The organism is Okeania sp. SIO2B9, assembly GCF_010672505.1.
GTDB classification, from domain to species: domain Bacteria; phylum Cyanobacteriota; class Cyanobacteriia; order Cyanobacteriales; family Microcoleaceae; genus Okeania; species Okeania hirsuta.
The window spans coordinates 1-2,636 of record NZ_JAAHGK010001096.1 but is presented as its reverse complement, the minus strand read 5'-3'; the positions used below and the strand labels follow the sequence as shown (position 1 = coordinate 2,636).

4 protein-coding genes are annotated in these 2,636 nt (G+C 39.8%); 2 read left to right on the top strand and 2 right to left on the bottom strand.

Annotated elements, in window-relative coordinates; translation table 11 throughout:
- Positions 1-197: 197 nt before the first annotated feature.
- Entirely contained in the window at positions 198-500 is a 303-nt protein-coding gene (locus F6K13_RS27700) for a peptidoglycan-binding protein (RefSeq protein WP_124144272.1), read from the bottom strand.
- A 185-nt stretch (positions 501-685) separates the two neighbouring features.
- The gene (locus F6K13_RS27695; RefSeq protein ID WP_124144271.1) at positions 686-1,144 is read right to left on the bottom strand and encodes a peptidoglycan-binding protein; all 459 of its coding nucleotides are present in this window, start codon (positions 1,142-1,144) and stop codon (positions 686-688) included.
- Between the two features lie 261 nt (positions 1,145-1,405).
- Here F6K13_RS27695 and F6K13_RS27690 point away from each other — a divergent pair, with 261 nt between their 5' ends.
- On the top strand, positions 1,406-1,579 hold the full coding sequence (locus tag F6K13_RS27690; RefSeq protein ID WP_161564433.1) for a hypothetical protein: 174 nt from the start codon (positions 1,406-1,408) through the stop codon (positions 1,577-1,579).
- Positions 1,580-1,684: 105 nt separating this feature from the next.
- Positions 1,685-2,095 (top strand): OsmC family protein, encoded by a 411-nt coding sequence (locus F6K13_RS27685; protein WP_287289090.1) that lies wholly within the window; start codon positions 1,685-1,687, stop codon positions 2,093-2,095.
- The last annotated feature ends 541 nt before the right edge of the window (positions 2,096-2,636 follow it).

The window sequence follows — 2,636 nt, the reverse complement described above, 5'->3', positions numbered from 1 at the left end:
CGGTGCTTCCGTTGCGTAAAACTGGTAAAGAAAAAGAACTTGAAACACTTAAAGTCATTGTTAATTCTCCTGTATTAGGATAGATGAGTATGAGAAATTAGAGCGATTTGGTCAGGAACCCCAGGACTAAACTCCAAGAGTTTGTACATTCTTGTTGCAGTCATATCTAGAGATGTAGCAACAAGAGTGTTTAAGTTTTAATAAGTGTATTTGAAGATAGCATCACCTAACGCTTTCCATGTTTGGGGACCTACCACTCCATCTACTGTGATGTCAGGTGATGGAAAAGGAAAAATGGCGTTATAATTTTCCTGAAACTCAGTTACTATTTGTTGGCATTGATTATCGTACTGAGCATCAAATTTCACATTACTTGTAATCAGAGATGGTCTACCTTGTTGGAAACCAAACCAATAGATTGAGGATAGTAACTGTTCAAGAAAGCGAACAGCATCTCCACTATCCCCTTCTTTTAATACTGGCAAAGTTGATACAGTCATTTGAGAAAATTCCTTAGTTTAGTTGAAGATTAGGTTAGCAATCAGTAATCAGTTTTCAAGTCGTATAATGGGGATTTTCACCCCCGAATTTTAGCTGAAGACTGAATGCTGGTAAAAAAATGGTTTGTTGATAGCTACTTTAGCCATAGCTATGGTTTTGTTAGTTTTGATTAGTGAATTCAACTCTAAACATTGATAGATTCTAATTTTGCCCAAGTTTGGGGACCAACAATTCCATCCACAGTTAAACCAGAGGATTTTTGGAAATTCTTCACAGCTTCTTCTGTTGCTACACCAAATATTCCATCAACTACCAAAGAACGAAATCCAGCAGCCTTTAACCATATTTGTAGATATTCTACATCTTCTCCAGTGCTACCAAAATACAGAGTAGCGCGGGCAATTTTCCCTGTATCTATTAATCCCCAAGTTTGGGGACCCACAATTCCATCCGCAGTTAAACCATATCGTTTTTGAAAAGCTATGACAGCTTCCTTTGTAAGATTACCAAATATTCCATCAACTACTAAGCTATTATTAGCAACAATGGCATTCAAAACTGTTTGTAAATATTTCACATCTTCACCAGTGCTACCAAGGGTAAGAGTAGCACGAGTAGTAGTTGTTTGAGTTCCAGCAAGCATAATTTTCTCCTTGTTTTTTGAATTGAGCAGGACTTAGGAAGTAAATCTATATATAGCGCATTAATTGGTCATTTACCAGATAAAACCACTATATTAAGTGCTTTTATGTAAGTCCTGCTCTATATTTTTATCATCTCCTAGTTTTTGGGGAAGTGGGAAAATGTGCATGAGTTATCACAATTAACTTTTTATTGTGGGTGGAGGTGAATTTTCTTACACAATTAACTTTTTATTGTGGGTGGAGGTGAATTTTCTTACACATTGATTAGCACTCAGCGGTCACATTCTGCCATTACAGCAGTTTTGGAACGTAATGGTGGGAATATTAGGAAAGCCCAAAGTTTTAGCCGTCATGCTGACCCCAAGACCTTGATGGTGTACGATGATAATCTCCAGCAGCCACAAGCTGAAATGTCTGACCTATTGGAGTTTTGATGAAATATAAAATTACTTATTCTGCTGATTTCCGTTCTGGGCTGGACATTAAAACTGAATTATAACAAAGCTTTCAGGAGATGTAGCCTGATTTTACACGAACCCGTGCCCCGACTCGTAGTATTATGGTACTTGAAGCATTGTTCGGAAAAGCGAGGAATTATGAACCCTGATACAGAGAAACTGATGCAGCAATTAGAACAGCCATACGAAGGGGCTGAAATGAAGTCTTTGTATACGGCTGTGGTCACTGTAACACCGGGGCAAGAAGAACACGCCCGGATGTCAGGTCATGCGGAAAGTGAGGATGGATTATTAGCCTTAGAACTGGCGATGCCTCAAGAGCTTGGTGGTCGGGGTCAAGGAACCAATCCAGAACAACTGTTTGCTGCTGGATACGCCGCCTGTTTTCATGGGGCACTGGCTTTGGTTGCCAGAAAGATGCGGGTCGATGCGTCTAAGGCAACGGTGACGTGTCGTCACTCTTGGCAGAGATCCAGCAGATGGTGGATATAAGCTTGCTGCTGAGTTAAAAGTGGAAATGCCAAACTCAGAGCGTGAAACATCGGAGCAGGTCGTTGCTCAAGCTCATCAACTCTGTCCGTACTCAAAAGCGATTGCTGGTAATATTGACGTGAAAGTGGCGGTAGTTTAATTCTTGAGTTTTGAAGGTACTTTAACTGCTGTAGGTCTTGCTGCTAATGATGCATAGACAAGATATGTAGAAAATAGGACATAATGTCAAGCTTTATTGCAGCGAACGCGAACAAAAAAAATAGCCCCTAAGTATATAGGGGCAACGCAACAAAACACACACAAACACATACAATAGACTTGTCGCGAAATAAAACCTTAAAGTGAAATGGGAAAATTCTGGTTTTCACTGATTAAATTATCCTGCCATTAAGTAGAAATTCCAGAGTCCAGCCACAGTGAACATGAAGCGATCGTCGCGCATCTTTAATGTGATTTCGATACAATCCTCTCCCTGCATTATATCTCTTCACGCCAGATATTGTATGTTCACATTTGACGCTAACGCTACTTTTCTCTCTAT